The organism is Streptomyces sp. NPDC088400 (genome assembly GCF_044753355.1).
Classification (GTDB): domain Bacteria; phylum Actinomycetota; class Actinomycetes; order Streptomycetales; family Streptomycetaceae; genus Streptomyces.
Genome location: NZ_JBIVMZ010000003.1, coordinates 674,836 through 688,716, shown reverse-complemented (window position 1 = coordinate 688,716; position 13,881 = coordinate 674,836). Strand labels below are relative to the sequence as shown.

Sequence of the window (13,881 nt, the reverse complement as noted above, 5' to 3'; positions counted from 1 at the left end):
ACCTGCGCCATGACTGCCGGCCACCGCCGTGAACACGACCTGCTCGGCGACCGCGACATACCCGCCGACGCGTACTGGGGCGTCCACACTCTGCGCGCCTCGGAGAACTTCCCCATCACCGGTACGGCCATCGCCGCCTACCCGCATCTGATCAACGCGCTCGCCGCGGTCAAGGAGGCGGCGGCCCGCGCCAACCAGGACCTCGGACTGCTCACCGGCGAGAAGGCCGACGCCATCGCCGCCGCCTGCCGGGAGATCCGGGACGACGGCCTTCTGCACGACCAGTTCGTGGTGGACGTGATCCAGGGCGGCGCCGGTACGTCGACCAACATGAACGCCAACGAGGTCATCGCCAACCGGGCGTTGGAGATCCTCGGCCACGGCAAGGGCGACTACGGCCACCTGCACCCGAACGAGGACGTCAACCTCAGCCAGTCGACCAACGACGTCTATCCGACCGCGGTCAAGGTCGCCACGATCATCGCCGTACGGGAACTGCTCGACGCGATGACGGTCCTGCGCGAGGCGTTCGCGGCCAAGGCCGAGGAGTTCCGCGACATCCTCAAGATGGGGCGCACCCAGCTCCAGGACGCGGTGCCCATGACCCTGGGCCAGGAGTTCTCCGCGTACGCCGTGATGCTGGAGGAGGACCAGGGCCGGCTGGCCGAAGCGGTCCTCCTCGTACACGAGATCAACCTCGGCGCGACCGCCATCGGCACCGGCCTCAACGCCCCCAAGGGGTACGCCGAGGCCGCCCGTCACCACCTCGCGGACATCACCGGTCTGCACCTGGTCACCGCGGCGAATCTGGTCGAGGCGACCCAGGACTGCGGGGCCTTCGTCCACCTGTCCGGAGTGCTCAAGCGCATCGCCGTCAAGCTCTCCAAGAGCTGCAACGACCTGCGTCTGCTCTCCTCGGGACCGCGCGCGGGCTTCGCGGAGATCAACCTGCCGCCGGTCCAGGCCGGTTCCAGCATCATGCCCGGCAAGGTCAATCCGGTGATTCCCGAAGTCGTCAACCAGGTCGCCTTCGAGGTGATCGGCAACGACGTCACCATCACCATGGCCGCCGAGGCGGGTCAGCTCCAGCTCAACGCCTTCGAACCGATCATCCTGCACTCCCTGTCGGAGAGCATCACCCATCTGCGTGCCGCCTGCGTCACCCTCGCCGAGCGCTGTGTCTCCGGCATCACCGCCAACACCGAGACGCTGCGCGCGACCGTGGAGAACTCCATCGGGCTCGTCACCGCGCTCAACCCGCACATCGGCTACACGGCCGCGACCGACATCGCCAAGGAGGCACTCGCCACCGGGCGCGGCGTCGCCGAACTGGTGCTGGAGCGCGGGCTGCTCCCGGCCGAGCGGCTCGCCGCTCTGCTGCGCCCGGAGGTGATCGCGGGCACGGACAGGTAGGCCACACGTATGCCCCGGCCACCGGCCGCGTGTCCTCCGGGGCCGCCGCGCGTTACACCGGCCATGAACGTGTATCGATTTCTCACCAGCGCGGCCACTGCCGCGGCCGGCACCGCGCTTCTCGCCGCCGTCGCCCCCTCCGCCCAGGCCCTCGAATTCGGCAACACCCTGAGCAGCGCGGCGCAGACCGCGGCGACCGTGGCCGAGAAGGCCGAGCCGGTCGTGGACGGGGTCGTCGGGGGCAAGGTCAACCAGAAAGTGGGCGCCGTGAAGGGTGTCGTGAAGGCGGGGGCCGACGCGGTGAAGGCCGGCAACGACCTGCTCAGCTGAGTGCGTTGATGGGGGCGGCGCCGACACCGGCGTCGCCCCCATCGGTGTGCTCGAACGGCCCCTCTGTGAGGCGTGGTTGCCCGTTGGCGTGCATGCGTCAACAATGCCCATGACAAACCGAAGGAACTTCGGTCACAGAGGGGACCCCCATGAGAAAGCCTCTCCTTGGTGCGCTTCTCGCCGCCCTGCTCCTCGGAGCCGGCGTGGCACCCGCGTTGGCCACAAGCCATGACGCGAGCGCGCCCACCAAGACCGCCCAGGCCGGCTCCGTACCCCAAGCCAAGGTCCAGGCAGTCGACTTCGCCGGAACAGTGGCACTCAGCAACTGTTCCGGCTCCGTCGTCCGTACACCCGATTCACAGCCGACCGACCCCGCCCTGGTGCTGTCCAACGGACACTGTCTGGAGAGCGGCTTCCCCGCCGCCGGCCAGGTGATCACCGACCGGGCGTCCTCCCGCGGCTTCACTCTGCTGAACTCCTCGGGCGGCAGCGTCGGGACCCTGCGAGCGAGCAAGATCGCGTACGCGACGATGACCGACACCGACATCTCGCTGTACCAACTCACCAGCACCTACGCCCAGATCCAGAGCACGTACGGAATCACCGCGCTGGAGCTGAACGCCGCCCGCCCGGCACAGGGCTCCGCGATCAAGGTCGTCTCCGGCTACTGGAAGCGGATCTACACCTGTAACGTCGACGGCTTCGCCTACCGCCTCAAGGAAGGCGACTGGACCTGGAAGGACTCCGTCCGCTACACCTCCGCCTGCAACACGATCGGCGGCACCTCCGGCTCGCCCGTGATCGACAACACCACCGGCAAGGTCGTCGCCGTCAACAACACGGGTAACGAGGACGGCGGCCGCTGCACGCTCAACAACCCGTGCGAGGTCGACGCGAACGGCACGGTCACCGTGCGCCAGGGCATCAACTACGCGCAGGAGATCTATCAGATCGTGCCGTGCGTCGGTACGGGCAACAAGATCGACCTGAGCCGTACGGGCTGCGCCCTGCCCAAGCCCTGACGGCCGGAACGTACGTACGGCAGCGCCGCCAGGGGAACCGGCGGCGCTGCCCGCGACGGTGCCGGGCGCATAGCGGTGCCGGGCCCCGCGACGGTGCCGGGCCCACGGTGGTGCCGGGCGCCGCGTCGGTGCCGGTCGTCGGTGTCAGGACGCCGGCGGAATCCACCGCGGGTCCGTCAACAAGCCGCCCTCGTACATACGTTGCTGTGGCAGACTGCCCGGTATGCCGTTGGCGCGTGGGGGTGGGGTGTGAGCGAGCCGCGTTCTGCCCCGACGATCGGGCAGCTCGTTCTCAGCAGACAGCTGCGGATCCTGCGGGAGAAGGCCGGACTGAGCCGGGAGCAGGCCGGCCGGCTGCTGCGTGTCACCGCCGCCACCGTCCGCCGGATGGAGACGGCCGACGTCGCGCTCAAGATCCCGTACGTACAGGTCCTGTTACCCGCGTACGGCGTGCCCGACGCGGAGGCGGAGATCTTCCTGCGGCTGACGGACGAGGCGAACAAGCCGGGCTGGTGGCAGCGATTCCACGACATTCTCCCGGACTGGTTCAGCGCCTACGTCAGCCTCGAAGAGGCCGCCATGATCATCCGTAGCTACGAGCCGCACTTCGTGCCGGGGCTGCTCCAGACCGAGGAGTACGCGCGCGAGGTCCTGACCACGGGGGCCCTGGGGCGTACCGCCGACGCCGCGCGGATCGAGCGTCATGTCGCGCTGCGCCTCAAGCGCCAGATGTTGCTCACCCGCCCCGAACCCCCGGTGTTCTGGGCCGTGCTGGACGAGACGGTGCTGCGCCGGCCGGTGGGCCCGGCGCCGGTGATGCGGAGGCAGATCGACCATCTGCTGGCCGCGACAGAGATGCCGAACGTGACGCTCCAGATCGCCGAGTTCGCCGTCGGCCATCACCCCGGTACGTACAGTCCGTTCGTGCTGTTCCGCTTCGACGCCCCCGAAGTCTCCGACATGGTCTACATCGAGTACCTGACCGGCGCGCTCTACCTCGACGAGGACGGCGAGGTCTCGGAGCACATGGAAGTGATGGACCGGATGGTGACGCACGCGGAGTCCGCCGGGCGCACCAGACAGCTCCTCGCCGATTTCCGCAGGGATCTCTGAACGCTCGTCCCGTCCCCGTCCGTACCCGTCCATGACGAGACACGCATCAGGTACGCGTCGGACAGGCGGCAGGCCCCCTTCGGGCAGGCGTCGGTACCGCATCGACCCATCGGAGTTCGGCATGACCACCGGTACGCCCAGGCCCCAGGTCGACACGAGCAAGCCGCACCCGGCACGGGTGTACGACTACCTGCTCGGAGGTAAGGACAACTACCCCGTGGACAGGGAGGTGGGGAAGCAGCTGCCCGACCTCGGTAAGCGCAGCGCCCGGCAGAACCGAGCCTTCATGCACCGTGCCTCCGCCTGGCTGGCCGGCAACGGCACCGACCAGTTCCTCGACATCGGAACCGGCATACCGACCGCACCGAACCTGCACCAGGTCGTCCAGCGGATCAATCCGAAGGCCCGGATCGTCTACACCGACAACGACCCCATCGTCCTGCGCCACGCGGAGGCCCTGCTGATCAGCACGCCGGAGGGCGGCACCGACTACGTCGAGGCGGATGTGCGGGAGCCGGAGGCGATCCTCGACCACGCCCGTACGTTCCTGGACTTCAGCCGTCCCGTAGCCCTGTCCCTCGTCGCCCTCATGCATTTCGTCCCGGACGAGAGCGACCCGTACGGCATCGTCCGCACCCTTGTCGACGCGCTTCCGTCCGGCAGTCATCTGGTGCTCTCCCACGGCACCTTCGACTTCCACCCGCAGGTGGCGAACCAGGTGACCGGGGCGTACGACAGGGGCGGCATCGACCTGCGGTTCCGTACCCACTCCGAGGTCGAGCGGTTCTTCGACGGTCTCGACCTCGTCGAGCCGGGGCTGGTGACGGGCCCTGAGTGGTACAAGGACACCCCCGCTCCGGAGAGTGAGGAGAACGCCGTCTACGTCGGAGTCGCCCGCGTCGGTTAGGGCCTCTCGTTTGGATCTTGCCGGGCTCGCGTGCCCTGGCACCGCGCCTCGCCGCGTTGTCGTCACTCCACGACGCTCCGCGTCGCCTCACTCCTCCGCCTTGCGATCCACGGCACCAGACCCCGCTCACTGATCCGGCCTGATCCAAACGAAAGACCCTGGGTTCCGCTTCCCGTACGCCGGTCCGCACCGGGCCCGGACCGGCATACGGGGCCGGTGTGCGAGACCGGTGTACGGGGCCGGTGTGCGGTCAGCCGAGGAAGAGGAGGTCTTCCAGCGGCTCACCTTCCGCGATCCGGCGGACGATGCCGGGTTCCGCCGCGTCCGAGCGCTCCGCCGCGTCCAGTACGCCGGCCAGGACGTCCGGCGCCAGGGCGATCACACCGTTGGCATCGCCGAGGATCACATCGCCCGGTTCGATCCGGACGCCCCCGACGACGACGGGTACCTGCCGCTGTCCGCGCGCGCCGTCCAGTCTCTTGGTCGTCAGGCAGGTGGTGCCACGGGCGTGGACGGGAAGGCCGGTCCGGGGATCGGCGAGCGCGTCGCTGTCGGTGACCGCGCCGTCGACGAGGATGCCCGAGGCACCACGGGCCCGCACCGCGGCCGCCGTCACAGCGCCGACGACCGCGTGCGTGTGATCCCCCCGCGCGTCGATGACCAGTACTTCGGAGGGGCGCAGCTCGACGATCGCCCGGTTGACCGTCGCGGCGTCCGGTTCGTCGAGCCGGAGTGTGGCGGCGGTCCCGATCATGCGCTGTGCGAGACCGATCCGCCGGAGGGACAGATCGATGAATCCGTCCTCCAGGAAGTGACCGAGCGTCGGGAAGTCGACACCCGCGGCGCGCGCGAGGAGTTGGGCGGTGCGGCCGGTGTCACCTGCGTCGTTTCGTGCGGTCACGGTCACGCGCCCTGCTCCGCCTTGACGACGGCGATGCAGTCGATCTCCATCGAGACCCCCCAGAGCCCCACGCACACGGTCGTCCGCGCCGGGCGATGACCGGCGAAGAACGTCGCGTACACCCGGTTGTAGGTGTCGAGTTGGTCGTGCGAGCTGAGGTACGTATTGACCTTCACGATGTGGTCGAGACCGGATCCCGCCGCCGTGAGTACGGATTCGAGGTGGCCGAGTGTCGCGCGTACCTCGTCCTCGAAGGTGCCGGTCTCCTGCCCCGGGGCCGCCGGAATCTGCCCGGTGGTGAAGACGAATCCACCGGCCGACGTCGCCTGGACGTAGGGGCCGACGGCGGCCGGGACGCCCGGAGCCGATACGAACCGTTCGATGTCGCTCATGCGTTGACCTCATTGTGCGAAGCGGGGGATTCCGCGTCCACCTCGTCGATGTTCCCGAATCGCGTTTCGGAGAGAAGGAAGAGAGCGATCAGAGACACCAGAGCGGCGGCGAGTATGTACCAGGCGATGGAAGAACTCTCACCGGTGAGCGACAGGAGCCCGACGGTGATCGCCGGTGTCGCGGCGGATCCGAGCAGACCGGAGAGCATATAGGCGACCGAGAGTCCCGAATACCGGACCCGGGTGCCGAAAAGCTCCGCGAGGAATGTCGCGATGGGGCCGTAGTTGGCGGCGAACGCGACGGTCATCAGGGCGTACGCGACGAATACGAGAGAAGACGATCCCGTGTCGAGAAGCCAGAAGAAGGGGAAGGCGAGGACCGCCTCCGCCGCGATTCCGGCGTAGATGACAGGCTTCCGGCCGAAGCGGTCGGAGAGGCGGCCGAAGAGGGGAATCAGCGTGAAGGCGATGGCACACGACGCCATCACCACCCACAGCATCAGATTCTTCGAGTGCCCGAGTTCCTGGGTCCCGTAGCTCACGCCGGACGTGATCATCAGGGTGAAGGTCGAGCCTGTGGAGAGCGTGGCGACGCCGCCCAGCAGGACCTGGCGCCAGTACTGACGCATCAGGACGAAGAAGGGGATCTTGGCCTTCGCGCCGGCCTGCCTGACGGCCTGGAAGGTCGACGTCTCCTCGATGTGCAGCCTGATGTAGATGCCGACGCCGACGAGAACGGCGGAGATCAGGAACGGGATCCGCCAGCCCCACGAGAGCAGTTCGGCGGTGTCGGTGTTGGACGCCACCACCAGGAAGACCGCGTTGGCGAGCAGGGTTCCGATCGGGACACCGATCTGGACCATGGAGCCGAAGAAGCCGCGCCGGTGGGAGGGCGCGTGCTCGACCGTCATGAGGACGGCGCCGCCCCACTCGCCGCCGAGGGCCAGGCCCTGGACGACGCGCAGGCCGAGCAGGATGAGGGGCGCGGCGACCCCGATGGTGTTGTAGTCCGGCACGAGACCGATCGCGAACGTCGCGATTCCCATCATCATCAGGGAGGTCAGCAGCATGGATTTCCGGCCCACCCGGTCACCGAAGTGCCCGAAGAGGATGGCACCCACCATCCGCGCCAGATAGGCGGAGGCGAAAGTGAGGAAGGCGAGGAGGGTGCCGATCGTGCCGTCCAGCTGAGGGAAGAAAATCTTGTCGAACACGAGCGCCGAGGCGGTACCGAAGACGAAGAGGTCGTACCACTCGACGGTGGTACCGATCACGCTCGCGACGGCGATCTTCCGCATCTTCCGCGGTTCGGGCTGGGCTCCGACGGTCTTCTCGGGGGTGGCCGGTCCGACAGCGCTGGGCTCGGGGGCGGTCGGATCGGGCGTACGGATCGTCATGGAGAGCTCCGTTTCGAGCACGGGTCATCGACGGCTCTGCTTGCGCGGAATGGATGGGCCAACTTTGTGGTGCGCCCCGGGTGACCGCAAGGAGCATTCGTACAGTGTTGGGGGCGATCGAGTGTTCACATGCCCATCGGCTCACGTGGGCGACTCGGCCCATGGGCTCGGCGTACTCATCTCGGGTTCAGGAGCTGAGGCGAGAACGCAGGGAAGTGTGTCGCGGGCCGTGCTGTGAGGTAAATGTCCTGTTACGGCCTGATGGGGTAGGCCCGTGATGTTCATCTGCACACTCAACGCCCACGAATTCGGTGAGTACGGCAGGTGCCACCGAAGGGGTCGGACCAGACAATGGAAAGGAAATCGCAGCCCCGACGAAGGAATGAGCAACGACCGTGAATGTCGAATCTCCCTCGCGGCCCGTCTCGGCCGGACATCTGATCGTCGCGCAGCTGGAGCGAGAGGGCGTCCGGCGTGTGTACGGGGTTCCCGGGGAGTCGTATCTCGACGTACTCGACGGTCTGTACGACTCCGACATCTCGACGGTCGTGACGAGACACGAGGGCGGCGCGGGGTTCATGGCGCTGGCGGAGGGGCGGCTGACCGGGCTTCCCGGTGTCGCGCTCGTGACCCGGGGCCCCGGAGCGGCGAACGCGTTCATCGCCGTACACACCGCGCATCAGGACGCGACACCGCTGGTCCTGTTCGTCGGTCTGATCCCCGTGCCGGACCGGGGCCGGGAGGCGTTCCAGGAGTTCGATCTCGCCGGATGGTTCGGCAGCACGGCGAAGAAGGTCGTCACGCTGGACGACCCCGCGGCCGCGGCCCGTGTCGTCGCCGACGCCCTGCACACGGCCCGCAGCGGTCGGCCCGGCCCTGTGGTGATCGGGCTCCCGGAGGATGTCCTCACCTACCCGGCCGGTACGTCCGGCACCGTGGAACCGCTCTCCCTGGCCCGTCCGCGCGCGTCCGAGTCGGCGCTCAAGGAGGTGGCCGGCCGCGTCGAACGGGCCCGTCGGCCGCTCATCGTCGTCGGAGGCGAGGGATGGACCGCGGAGAGCGGTGAGAATCTCGTCCGGTGGGCGGCGGCGCGCTCCATTCCCGTGGTCTCCGACTTCCGCTCCTACGACGCGGTGCCCCACGAGATCGACGGTGGCAACGCCTTCGTGGGATCTCTCGGGTACGGCCGTGGCGATCACACGGCGGGGCTGCTGGACGAGGCCGACCTGACACTCTTTCTCGGGGCTCCGCGCGCCGATGTCATGAGCGACGGCTACCGTCGTGGCCTCGACTCGGAAACGGTCCTGGTCCTCCCCGGAGACGCACTCGGACACGCGGGCCGTGTCGACCAGTTGATCCAGGCGGACGCCCCGGCCTTCGCGCTCGATCTCGCGACGTCACCCGTGTCGACGGGGGCGGACGAGGGCTGGTTCCGGGCTGCCCGGGAGGCGTTCCTCCGCTTCGGCACACCCGTGTCTGTTCCTTCGTCTGCCTCGTCGTCCGAGCCCGTCCCGTCGTCCGAGCCCGCGTCACCCGCGTCGGAGGCAGGGGCGCCCACCGGGACGGGGAACGCGTACGTCGACATGACGGCGGTGATGGGCGTACTGCGCGCGGAACTCGCGCGCGACGCCGTCATCACCTTCGGCGCCGGCAACCACGCGCTGTGGCCCGCCCGGTATCTGCCGCACCGCTCACCGGCATCGCTCGTCGCGCCGCGCAACGGGGCGATGGGGGTGGGGATCCCGGCCGCCGTGGCCGCGTCCCTCGCGTTTCCCGGGCGCGAGGTCGTGTCCGTCGCGGGCGACGGCTGCTTCATGATGAACGGGCAGGAACTGGCGACGGCTGTGGGATACGGCGCGTCCCCCATCGTGCTGGTGGTCGACAACGGCTGTTACGCCACGATCCGGCAGCACCAGGAGGGCACGTACCCCGGTCGTCCGTCCGGCACGCATCTGACCAACCCGGATTTCGCCGCCTGGGCCCGGTCGTTCGGGGCCTTCGGCGAGACCGTGACCTCAGCCGCCGACTTCCGTGACGCGTTCCTGCGCGCCCGCGCGAGCGGCCTTCCCGCCGTGCTCCACCTGTTCCAGGACCCGTCCGTGCGCGCCCCGTCCACGGAGGCCTGAGCGGCGTCCCACCCGTACCCGCGCCGATCCCACCCGTACGTCCGCGCCGGCCCCCACCCGTACCTCCGGCCACCACTTCCTCGTCCGCTTCGTCACCGCGTGACCAGGGGGCGGGAGCCGGCGGCCCGGCGTCACATATCCGACCCGAGAAGGACCCACCATGAAGTCCACGAACGCGCCCACCGACACCCCGAGCACCACGCCCGGTCCCGAACTCCGCCCCATGGACGAGAGTTTCGTCAAGGACTTCGGGACCATGAGCACCTTCGGAGCCACGGCCACGGGCGGTGTCGACCGCCAGGCGGCGAGCCCTGCCGATGTGAGCCAGCGGCTCTGGTTCGCCGGACTGCTCGAATCGCACGGCCTCCGTGTCGAATACGACCGGATCGGCAACCAGTTCGGACTGCTGGAGCGCGTTCCGGGAGCGCCTTATGTCGTGGTCGGATCGCACATGGACTCGCAGCCGACCGCGGGCCGCTTCGACGGCGCGTACGGCGTTCTCGCCGCGGCGCATGCGGCGTTCCGGCTGGCCGAGGAGTGGGAACGCACCGGCGACGTCCCCCTGTTCAACATCGCCGTCGTCAACTGGTTCAACGAAGAGGGCTCGCGCTTCGTCCCGTCCATGATGGGCAGCTCGGTCTTCACCGGAAAACTGCCGCTGGAGAAGGCTCTCGCGACGCTCGACCGCGACGGTGTCTCGGTCCAGCAGGCGATGGAACCGACCGGGTTCCTGGGCGACGGCGACGGCCCGACCGCGGCGTTCTGCGCCGAGATCCACATCGAGCAGGGCCGGAACCTGGAGAACTCGGGCACGACGATCGGTCTGGTGACCTCCAGCTGGGCGGCGAACAAGTACGAGTTCGTGGTGAACGGCGACCAGGCGCACTCCGGCGCGACGCTGATGGAGGACCGCCGTGACGCGCTGCTCGGCGCGTCCATGCTCGTCGTCGCGGCCCGCGAGATCGCCGACCGCTTCCCGGGCGTCCTGCACACCTCGGTGGGACAGCTCGACGTCTACCCCAACTCGCCTGTTGTCGTGGCCTCCCGCGTCTCCCTCCTGCTCGACCTCCGCTCCGCCGACGAGTCGGTGCTCACCCGGGCCGACGAACTCCTCCACGAGAGGATCACGGAGATCGAGGCGACCGCCCGCGTCACGGTCGAGCGCCACCACTCGCACAGCTGGGGAGTCAATCCCTATCAGGCGGACGGGGTCGAGCTGGCGCGGCGTTGTGTGGAGCGGCTCGGCCTGTCCCACGCCGATGTCATGACGGTCGCCGGTCATGACTCCATCAACATGAAGGACGTCGTGCCGACCGTGATGCTCTTCGTCCCGTCCTCGGAGGGCATCTCGCACAACGAGCTCGAATACAGCACGGACGAAGACATGCTCGCCGGCCTCTCCCTGCTGACGGAGGTGGTACGCGGCCTGGCCGCGGGCGAACTCACCGCGTGAAGCGCGCCATGTGAAGCGTGCAACCCGTGAATCCGGTCGGCGCCGTGCGCTGTTCAAGGTGTGCGCATTCCTTGACTGTGCATGTATTGCTGTGTCAGCATGGCACTCACGAACCTCACTTCACCCTGCCGCGTTCCGCGTGTGTGCGGCCGTGACGGGTGACGCGTGAGTGCCGATGCTTTTCCGGTGGGAAGGACGCAGATGCCGAACCACAGTCCCGACGTCCGGGTTCTCGACTGCCCGGCAGACGAGACTCCGGATGCCCAGGAGCTGCTCGAAGCGGCTATGCAATGGCACTTCGGTCCGGAGACGGGGTCGCCCTTCTGGCTCGAACGGGCCAAGAAGCTCGACTTCGATCCGCGTACGGACGTGCACACCGCCGATGACCTCACGTTGTTTCCCAACATCGTCAACGAACTGCGCGATGTCCGTGTGGAAGACCTGATCCCGCGCGGATACGGCTCGTTCACGGATCTGTACGGCGTGTACGAGAGCGGTGGCACGACCGGTGCGCCCAAGCGCGTGGTCTGTATGAACGACTGGATGGAGCGCTGGCTGGCCTTCAGCCAACGGAAGCTGGACGAGCGCGGCTGCCCGCGCGGTGTCAACTGGCTGGCTCTCATGCCGGACGGCCCGCACATCTTCGGGGCCGCGCTCCGCGAGGGCGCGCGCAGGAGCGGTGGCATTCTCTTCACGATCGACATGGATCCCCGGTGGGTCAAGAAATGCATCGGCGGCGGCCGGGCCGAGGAAGCGGGCCGCTACGCCGAGCACCTGGTCGACCAGGCCGTATTCCTGCTGGAGACCCAGGACGTCGGCGTCCTCATCACCACACCGCCCCTGCTGGAACGGCTCGCGCGGAACGAGCGGCTGGTCGAGCTCATCAACGAGAAGGTGTCCCACATCCAGTGGGGCGGAGCGCACATGGACGCGGACACCCGGCACCTGTTCCGTACGGAAGTATTCCCCGGCATCGAGTTACAGGGTGCCTACGGCAGCACGATGATCCTGGGCGGTTCGCTCGAACGCGTCGACACCACGGGCGAGGACCGCTGTGTCTTCGACCCGTTCTCGCCGTACATCTCCTTCTCGGTGATCAACCCCGGGACGGGCGAGAATGTGGCGTACGGCGAACGCGGCCAGGTCGTGATGAACCACATCAGCAAGGGGATGCTGCTGCCGAACAACCTCGAACGGGACACGGCCATCCGTATGCGGCCCCCGGAGGGGCAGTTCGGGGACTCCGTCACGGAAGTCGGCCCCGTCGCGAGCTTCGATGACGAAGTCGTCATCGAAGGGGTCTACTGATGGAACCGCCGAACCCGCAACTGCCGATACCGCAACCGCCGAACCAGCAACCGCCGGACCAGCAACCGCTGATCCAGCTCGAAGCGTTGGGCCGCAACGGCCCCTTCCGCGCCCGCAACCGTACGACCGTGTCCGATGTCGTCGGTACGCCCCTCGCCGAACTGAGCCTGGTGCCTTCCCTGTACGTGCGACGGAGCCTCGCCGCACTGCGCGCCGCACACCCACTGCCCGCCACCGAGCGGACCGCCGCGCTGACACGGGCCGGCCGGCTCTTCGCCGACGCGACCCTGGGCGGAGTGTCCCCCGGGGAGTACCGCGACCTCGTCAGCCGCTGCTCCGGGCTGCCGGTCTCCGTCGTGGCGTCCGCTTCCGCGATTGTCGCGGACGCCGCTGCGGAGGCCCGGAACACCATACTGCAGGCCCGTCCGAGTGGCGCGGTCGACCGCTGGGACGCGCCGTCGACCAGGCAGGGGCAGGCGGTGTGGACCCGGCGCGGGAACGTCTTCGCCGTGCACGCCGCGGGCAACCACCCCGGGGTGCACGCCCTGTGGCTGGAGGCCCTCGCCCTCGGCTACCGCGTCGCCGTACGGCCCTCGCAGCGCGAGCCCTTCACCCCGCACCGGCTGGTCACGGCCCTGCGCGAAGCGGGCTTCGGCCATGACCACATCGTCCTGCTGCCCACCGACCACACGGTGGCCGACAGCATCATCGAAGGCGCCGATCTGGCCCTGGTGTACGGCGGCGACGAGGTGATGAGGAAGTACGGCGCCGACCCCACGGTGCTTCCCCAAGGACCAGGCCGGTCGAAGATCCTGCTCACGGGTGAGGACTGGCGGGACCATATGGATGTCGTCATCGACTCGGTCGGCGCCGAGGGCGGAACGGCGTGCGTGAACGCCACCGCGGTCTTCGCCGAGACCGACACCGTCGACACCAGGGCGGTGGCAGAGGAGACAGCCGCCCGGCTCGCGGCGATCCCCAGTCTGTCGGCGGGGGACCCCAAGGCCGTCCTGCCCGTCCTGCCGGTGGCGGAGGCCCGCGCCGTCGAGCGCTACCTTCTGCGCGTCGCCGAGGGCGCCACCGCCCACCTCGGCGGGGACGGCATCGTGGACGAACTGGGCGACGGCAGCGCGGTTCTGCGGCCCGCGGTCTTCCGGCTGGACCGTGCCGACGCCCGGCAGGCCGGGACAGAGCTGGGTTTTCCCTGCGTCTGGGTGGCGCCGTGGTCGGCGGCCGACGGCATCGGGCCGCTCAGGAACACACTGGTACTCACGGCGATCACCGATGACACACCGCTGATCGAACGGCTGGTGGACGAACCGACCATCAGCAATGTCTACGTCGGCGACCATCCGACGCACTGGATGCGCCACGGTATTCCGCACGACGGCTATCTCGCGGAGTTCCTCATGCGGAGCAAGACCGTCATCCGCGACTGACCCGCGACCTGATCGACCCGCGACCTGACTGACCCGCGATTGAGCCGCGACTGATCCGCGACGCATGACCGACGGGGGTG

Annotated in this window: 12 protein-coding genes; 9 read left to right on the top strand and 3 right to left on the bottom strand. The window is 68.6% G+C overall.

Annotated elements, in window-relative coordinates; translation table 11 throughout:
• The first annotated feature begins 9 nt into the window (after positions 1–9).
• From aspA to ACIQD6_RS10595, 5 genes are all read left to right on the top strand, one after another.
• Entirely contained in the window at positions 10–1,413 is a 1,404-nt protein-coding gene (aspA, locus tag ACIQD6_RS10615) for an aspartate ammonia-lyase (RefSeq protein WP_401880496.1), read from the top strand.
• 63 nt (positions 1,414–1,476) lie between these two features.
• Positions 1,477–1,743, top strand: a complete 267-nt coding sequence (locus ACIQD6_RS10610; protein ID WP_401880495.1) for a hypothetical protein — start codon at positions 1,477–1,479, stop codon at positions 1,741–1,743.
• Positions 1,744–1,892: 149 nt separating this feature from the next.
• Complete coding sequence (locus tag ACIQD6_RS10605) at positions 1,893–2,765, top strand: serine protease (RefSeq protein WP_401880493.1); 873 nt, start codon at positions 1,893–1,895, stop codon at positions 2,763–2,765.
• Between the two features lie 249 nt (positions 2,766–3,014).
• Positions 3,015–3,878, top strand: a complete 864-nt coding sequence (locus ACIQD6_RS10600) for a helix-turn-helix domain-containing protein (protein ID WP_401880491.1) — start codon at positions 3,015–3,017, stop codon at positions 3,876–3,878.
• A 121-nt stretch (positions 3,879–3,999) separates the two neighbouring features.
• Positions 4,000–4,785 (top strand): SAM-dependent methyltransferase, encoded by a 786-nt coding sequence (locus ACIQD6_RS10595; protein WP_401880489.1) that lies wholly within the window; start codon positions 4,000–4,002, stop codon positions 4,783–4,785.
• Between the two features lie 250 nt (positions 4,786–5,035).
• On the opposite strand, the gene ACIQD6_RS10590 is transcribed toward ACIQD6_RS10595, so the two are convergent.
• Genes ACIQD6_RS10590 through ACIQD6_RS10580 form a run of 3 tightly spaced genes read right to left on the bottom strand, consistent with a single transcriptional unit; the run spans position 5,036 to position 7,475 of the window.
• Positions 5,036–5,686, bottom strand: coding sequence for an RraA family protein (locus ACIQD6_RS10590; RefSeq protein WP_401880487.1), 651 nt, complete (start codon positions 5,684–5,686; stop codon positions 5,036–5,038).
• Positions 5,687–5,688: 2 nt separating this feature from the next.
• A complete protein-coding gene (locus ACIQD6_RS10585; protein ID WP_401880485.1) occupies positions 5,689–6,078 on the bottom strand; it encodes a RidA family protein in 390 nt (129 codons plus the stop codon).
• Positions 6,075–7,475 (bottom strand): MFS transporter, encoded by a 1,401-nt coding sequence (locus tag ACIQD6_RS10580; RefSeq protein ID WP_401880483.1) that lies wholly within the window; start codon positions 7,473–7,475, stop codon positions 6,075–6,077. Before ACIQD6_RS10580 ends, ACIQD6_RS10585 begins: the two co-directional genes overlap by 4 nt.
• Positions 7,476–7,870: 395 nt before the next feature.
• Here ACIQD6_RS10580 and ACIQD6_RS10575 point away from each other — a divergent pair, with 395 nt between their 5' ends.
• The 4 genes from ACIQD6_RS10575 (at position 7,871) to ACIQD6_RS10560 (ending at position 13,801) form a co-directional block, all read left to right on the top strand.
• Positions 7,871–9,601 carry a thiamine pyrophosphate-dependent enzyme gene (locus ACIQD6_RS10575; RefSeq protein ID WP_401880481.1) on the top strand — a complete coding sequence of 577 codons (1,731 nt, stop codon included), beginning with the start codon at positions 7,871–7,873 and terminating at the stop codon, positions 9,599–9,601.
• A 160-nt stretch (positions 9,602–9,761) separates the two neighbouring features.
• Positions 9,762–11,054 carry a M20 family metallo-hydrolase gene (locus ACIQD6_RS10570; protein ID WP_401880479.1) on the top strand — a complete coding sequence of 431 codons (1,293 nt, stop codon included), beginning with the start codon at positions 9,762–9,764 and terminating at the stop codon, positions 11,052–11,054.
• A gap of 201 nt (positions 11,055–11,255) precedes the next feature.
• On the top strand, positions 11,256–12,362 hold the full coding sequence (locus ACIQD6_RS10565) for a phenazine antibiotic biosynthesis protein (RefSeq protein WP_401880477.1): 1,107 nt from the start codon (positions 11,256–11,258) through the stop codon (positions 12,360–12,362).
• Complete coding sequence (locus tag ACIQD6_RS10560) at positions 12,362–13,801, top strand: aldehyde dehydrogenase family protein (RefSeq protein ID WP_401880475.1); 1,440 nt, start codon at positions 12,362–12,364, stop codon at positions 13,799–13,801. Before ACIQD6_RS10565 ends, ACIQD6_RS10560 begins: the two co-directional genes overlap by 1 nt.
• Positions 13,802–13,881 lie beyond the last annotated feature (80 nt).